This window comes from Shewanella sp. (assembly GCF_013214165.1).
Lineage (GTDB): Bacteria > Pseudomonadota > Gammaproteobacteria > Enterobacterales > Shewanellaceae > Shewanella.
Window position 1 is genome coordinate 1 of record NZ_JABSSM010000134.1, and the last position, 6,514, is coordinate 6,514.

Annotated in this window: 4 protein-coding genes and 1 pseudogene; 3 read left to right on the plus strand and 2 right to left on the minus strand. The window is 41.6% G+C overall.

The annotated features are described in order from the left end of the window. Nucleotides 1–302 precede the first annotated feature (302 nt). Both HRU42_RS20165 and HRU42_RS20170 read left to right on the plus strand, forming a co-directional pair. On the plus strand, nucleotides 303–668 hold the full coding sequence (locus HRU42_RS20165; RefSeq protein WP_295033771.1) for a TonB-dependent receptor: 366 nt from the start codon (nucleotides 303–305) through the stop codon (nucleotides 666–668). 845 nt (nucleotides 669–1,513) lie between these two features. Next, nucleotides 1,514–4,513, plus strand: coding sequence for a TonB-dependent receptor plug domain-containing protein (locus HRU42_RS20170; RefSeq protein ID WP_295033773.1), 3,000 nt, complete (start codon nucleotides 1,514–1,516; stop codon nucleotides 4,511–4,513). A gap of 356 nt (nucleotides 4,514–4,869) precedes the next feature. Here the strand turns inward: HRU42_RS20170 and HRU42_RS20175 are convergent, their stop codons facing one another. Continuing rightward, the gene (locus HRU42_RS20175; protein ID WP_295033774.1) at nucleotides 4,870–5,013 is read right to left on the minus strand and encodes a hypothetical protein; all 144 of its coding nucleotides are present in this window, start codon (nucleotides 5,011–5,013) and stop codon (nucleotides 4,870–4,872) included. Between the two features lie 345 nt (nucleotides 5,014–5,358). Further along, nucleotides 5,359–6,036: pseudogene (locus HRU42_RS20180) on the minus strand (hypothetical protein). 307 nt (nucleotides 6,037–6,343) lie between these two features. Here HRU42_RS20180 and HRU42_RS20185 point away from each other — a divergent pair. Continuing rightward, nucleotides 6,344–6,514: transposase family protein (locus HRU42_RS20185; RefSeq protein WP_295033776.1), on the plus strand; the 171-nt coding region annotated here is incomplete at its 3' end.

Below are 6,514 nucleotides of genomic sequence, written 5' to 3' on the forward strand. Positions count from 1 at the left end.
GAAATTTCACTCATGACAGCATTATTGAGTATTGTATGGAGTATTAAAAGTGGGAGGATCGAATTTTCTCTGGAAATCTGGCTCTAGCAGGTACAGGCCATCTAACAGAGAATAATATTGGGTGTCTCGGTTATATCTCGGTTATAGCAGAAGATGCGATTAGTTCAGGGCTCTTAAATGCGGCAGGACTCAACACCAGTGGTCTCGAATTTCAAGCTGGCTATAGTTTAGATTTAGCAAGTTTTGCTGTACCAGGAGAGTTAAAGTATAAATGATTAGCCAATCATTTACTTAAATTAGAATTGCTTGAATTAAAAAATTTTCCAGATGAAGTGAATGATGAAGTAGGTGACCCTGAATTACAATTTCGTTTCGTCGTAGATTACCAATTAGATGATTTAAATCTAAGCTGGGCGACACGATATATTGATCGAGTCGTCACCTATGATGTATCAATAGATGATGGTTCACCGGAAGATTTATCACCAGGTTATATAAGTTCAGTGACCACACATGATCTAACAGCATCTTACCATTTTAGTGATAACATTATGCTCAATGGAGGCGTACGTAACTTGTTTGATACCTTAGCTCCTGGATATACCGCTAATGCTATCTATGACCTAATTGAACGAAGGGCCTTTATAGGCATTAAAATCAGAATGTAAACAACTTGCTGTTAAAGTTATCATTATCTATGGTCACGTTGAAGATCCGAACCGGGTAAACCCAAGGCGTGTATACAAGGTTAATAGCCAGTAAGGGTGTAGAGTGAATATGGACGTTTGGAAAAGATTATTCTTTATCCTATAAATATAGTGTTTTTGAGTTCGACACTCGTCACTCAGTTGTGATCATATTTTACGTCCAACGCGCTCGCACCCAAGCGAAGTTCCCACTCATCAGTAACTTCCGCAAGCGATGATAACGCCGCCTTGATTTGCGCATGGCGGTAATTAACCAGCCCAAGAGTGTTAACTACCGAAATGTGCCGAGTCCCAGGATACACACCGATGCCATACTCATCAGCGCTACACATACCCGCTTAAAAAAGCCAAATCGAGTCCAGCGCGGAACAGGGTGTCCACACATATATTAACAATAATATAACAATGATTGCTCAGATCGGGTAATTGTATCAAGTTAGTGTCCTCTGCAACCGCAGCAATATACCTATCGGTCATTCCTTCATATAAATAATATTTCATGTGAATGAAAGCACGGCGAATATTAAGTATACGATTATTATGATTTCATTGAAATGATACATATTCGATCACATTTGCAATGTGAATTGTATTAGCTCCATCATAAAGGATTAACCACCACAACACCTCTCAAATTAGACACATTAAACCAACTCAACAACCAAAAACAAAACATTATCAAGCGACACTTTTAATTTACAGCCTCGTTACCGACTACAATGATTGATATAAATTACATACAAAGATAGCATGATCTCGCTACATAATAAAAACAAGTGCGCAACATTAAGTTTAAAGGGAAGAACATGAAAAAAGTTAATTTTAAACGCTCCTTGCTTGCAGTGTCGATTTCGACACTATTGGCAATAAGTACACCCGCATTAGCAAACAGCGCTGCAGGCTCAATTTACGGTAAGGCTACTAGCGGTACTCAAATCACCTATAAAAATACTAAAACAGGTGTTTCACGAACGATTACTGTTAATGATACAGGTCGCTTCAATATGAATAGTATAGCGCCTGGTACTTATGTTGTTAGTGATAATCTCGGTAACAGACAAGAAGTCACGGTCGTCATTGGTACTGGGGCAGTAGTATCACTTTCTGACTCTCCAGAAAGAATGAGTGTTGTGGGCTCCCGTATAACGGCCATTGATACATCAAGTGTAGAATCTTCGTCGGTATTTACTGCTGAAGATGTCGCAAGGTTGCCACTCGCAAGAAACTCTGTGGCAGTGGCTCTACTGGCACCGGGGGCGATTCAAGGCGGGGATGCTTTCGGCAGAAACCTTCCTTCATTTGGTGGTGCATCAATTGCTGAGAATGGCTATTACATTGACGGAATGGATGTAACCAACCTGCGCACCATGTTAAGCTTTGCATCCGTACCACAAGACGCGATAGCACAGACTCAAGTTAAAACTGGCGGTTACAGTGCTGAATATGGGCGCTCTTTAGGCGGTGTAATCAACGTAGTGACCAAGTCGGGTACTAACGAGTGGGAATTTGGTGGTTCTGCCTATTACGCTCCAGATTCACTCAGAGCAACAAGCAAGGATGTCACTAAGCTAGATTACGATGCTGAAGGTAATGTGCATGAAATTTTAAAAGAGTCTCGCCAGTACGACACAAAAGATTCACTCACCTATAATGTGTTTGGTGGCGGAGCGATTATTGAAGACTCCCTCTTCTTCTTTGCCAATATCGAAGGAAAAGACTACCAACGCACAAACTATAGGGGGAACGATAGTTATACACTCACTAATACCACTCCCAATTATTTGGCCAAACTAGATTGGTTTATTACTGATAACCATTCAATTCGCCTAACCCACATTAATAATGAAATCGAGTACGACCGCACCAACTACTTTAATGACTTGGATGCAGAAGGAAAGCCGATTGTTGGACAACACGGTGAGCAAACAGGCCAATACACTTACAAAGAAGGTGGAACGGTTAACATCTTGGCCTATACCGGTCACCTTACTGACGATATCACGTTTAACGCAATGTTTGGTAAGCTAGAGAATACTTATCTAAAAGCACCTAACCTCCCCGGTGACGAGTGCCCAGCTGTATACGACACGACTCCGGGTAATGATTGGGTACCCATTGGCTGTTGGAACAAGCCGGGGCAGTTCACCGTTACTGATCAAGTCGATGATAAAGATGAACGTGAGAGCATGAAGTTCGATGTTGACTGGGCTTTAGGCGACCATAGTCTTCGTTTTGGCTATGACGCACAGCGATACGATTCAACTTCTCCAGGTAGTAAACTTTCAGGTGGTGTTTACTATCGCTATGCGAATGCTTATGCCGGTAATAACAATACCATTAATGGTGTAGTTCTTCCAGAAGGCACTGAAGCTGTGCGCGTGCGTACAGACAATAAAGAAACAGGTACATTCGGTGTCGAAAATACTGCTTGGTATATCGAAGATAACTGGCAATTAAATGATGACATGCTGGTATATTTAGGTGTACGTAGTGAGTCTTTCAAAAACATGGATGGCAATGGGGCGGTTTTCGTTGAATCTAGTAACCTAATAGCACCGCGTTTAGGTTTTTCATGGGATGTTAACGGTGACTCATCAGCAAAATTATTTACCACACTTGGACGTAGTTACATTCCAGTCACAGCTAACACCAACATTCGCTCAACGCGAGTAGAAAACTATAATCAAAGCTGGTTTTTACTGCCTGATGGTCGTAAATCCGATGGTACCGAAGCCCCGGTGACGATTGGTGATATGATTGGATCACCTATTATCGACAACCAGGTTCCACAACCTGAACGTATTGCTGATAAAAACTTAACCCCTATGTACCAAGATGAATTCATCATAGGTTATCAGCAGTTTATCAGTGATGATTGGAGTACTGGAGCTAAGCTCACATACAAGACACTACAAAATGGTATGGATGACTTCTGTGGTCATGATGGATTTACTCAGTGGGCTGCCGACAATGGTTATGATAATTTTAATCCTAACTCTATGGCCGGTTGTATGCTGATCAATCCAGGTGAAGATATCACTATTGCCATGGATCTTGAGAATGACGGTAACCTAACGACCGTTACGACTCCGAATTCATATCATGGCCTTCCTGATTACAAGCGTGACCATTATGCTCTAGAGCTTACTGCAGAGAAAGCAATGAGTGATGGCTGGAAAGCAAGTTTCTCATATGTACTTTCACGCACATATGGTAATGCCGAAGGGTATGTAAATTCATCATTAGCTCAAGAAGATGCGGGCGCAACACAAGATTTCGACCATCAAAACTTTATGCACGGTGCTGAAGGTAACTTGCCAACAGATAGGACACATCAGTTTAAGGCTTTTGGAATATATGAGATCACTGAAGAGTTCCTCGTCTCAGCAAACATCTCTTTAGTCTCGGGTACTCCCCTTAGCTGTCAAGGCTTTGTAAATACTGATGACATGCTCACTGGGGACAACACCACAGGCTACGATGCGCCAAACTTTAAACGATATGGCGCTTCTAGCTTTTATTGTCTGAATGAAGATGGACAGCAAGAGCTTACCGAACGTGGCGATGAAGGACGCACTCCCTGGTTGTTTAATGCCGATATTGGCTTAAGTTACTCACCTAACTGGGCTGAAGGCTTAAGCCTTAAAGCGACAGTGTTCAATGTGTTTAATAGCCAAGAAGGTACCACCTTTGATCAACAGAACGATTATGAACAAGGTTCAACAGCAAGAAGCCCTAACTACTTGCGAGCAGCCTCTTATCAATCACCGCGCTATGTGCAAGTCTCGGCGCATTATAGATTCTAAATATACTGGATAGACAAACACAAACGGCAGCCTAGGGCTGCCGTTTTATTGTTTACCGTACAAAAGCTTTCATTTTGCACCCAGTGATCAGACTTCGTAACGTTGTCAGATAACAATTCCTTGGCAACTGGCAACTGGCAACTGGGGTGATAGTGCATAATGGCGACGACAAATTGCGCCAGAGATTATTCTATATCATATAAATATAGTGTTTTTAGTTCGTCACTCGGTTGTCATCAGATTTTACGTCCAACGCACTCGCACCCAAACGAAGTTCCCACTCATCAGTAACTTCCGCAAGCGATGATAACGCCGCCTTTATTTGCTCATGGCGGTAATTAGCCAGCCAAAATGTGTTAACTACCGAGATGTACCGAGTCCCAGGTTTCATCAAGCAGCAGAGAATAGTCTTTAGCACTGAACATCATTCCTTGAGGCATATCTATGCATGATGAGTGGTCTACATACACCATGCAGGCCAAATAAGAGATTAATACCATTAACGCCTCAGTGTTCTCACTCAGGCTAACGACAAGGGATATAATAGAATGCTATGATTATTGACAATTATTACCTAAAAATAATCACCTATGCCTCACAGTTCAAACCACACTACGTTTAATCTGGCCACCAACAATAAATCAACAATTTAACGCTGCAATAACGAGCTTTCAGTTCAACGTACAACAAAGCACAGTGATTACAGTTATGGCTGCAACTTATGTTCATTACCATCGTCGGACTGGGGATTTCTAGCTAAAATATCGATTTTCAGGCAAGGCTGGTGAACTCAAGCTGTTTAAGTGGAAAAAATTGGAGAAGATAGGAAAATCAGCTAATGACTATCAGCCATCTTCCAGATACTTGCAGCACTTAGCAAAATGACGACGCCTTTTCTGTAGATGGTCGCAGTAATTTGTAAGCTCTTTGTTTCGGTATTTTTCAAGGTAGTTGCCAACAGGACCATGAAATATTTTACCAAAGTCAGAGGTCATCTTTATCCAGTTGCCTGGTAATATATTCAACCTATTGAGTATATTACGAACTGGCAGAAATACTCCCACGCTTATCTTCACGTATTATTCGACCTGTTTCATCCACGAGTTACAGGTAGTCTTCTAGCTCGAATTTAATCCCTTTGGGCTGATTCTGCTTTTCATTGCCCATGAAGGGAAAGCCATACAGGTCAAAACCGCAGCTTCATCTAACAGTGCTTGACTCTTAAAAAGGAAATAGGTGAAACGCCCCTCCCAGAAACGACCTGTACACTTATCTTCTTTGTTGGCTTTTCTAGCTATCGGCTCATTTAAACATCTCAACTCTTTTGAAAGCGTTAGCAGCTAATATCGCTTAAACGGCTTCTGTATTAAGTAACTGAGATTCAACCCATTCTCGTCGGTGTTCATAGGATTGACCCGTATTAGGATCGACTCCGTTAGCCATGCTTTGCGAACACATCTTGAGACGGCATGATACCACGGCGTATCTTCTACACTAATTTGAGTTCTTCTGGGACCCCCTATATTGATTTATTGGATGATTTTAAGGGGGGACAACTATCCTGACACCTGTCTCTTATACACAAATAATTTAGGTTAAAATTGAACTTTACGTTCTTAGGTTGATCAGATCATTTATAAGAAAATAATAATCGAGTTAATACGGCATGCTTATAAAAGACACTGAAGAATGGGCAAATAATTTATTTGAACATGCAGAGCTAGGTGATGAGCGCCAGGGCGAGATCGCGAACGTTTTTTGAGCAAAAACGAGCCTGATTTGACGATCTGATGCAGTTATGATCTTATATTCTCTTTTGGGGAGTAAATCATGCATATAGACACGTTTAAGCAGCATTTCAACGCCATTGATGCTCAACGACAAAGCGCCAAAGTTACCTATCCACTTTTTGATGTTTTATTTGCCTCTTTATGTGCTGTGATCGCTGGTGCTAAGGGATGGTTTGATATCCGTGAGTATATCCTAGGCCATCGTGCTTGG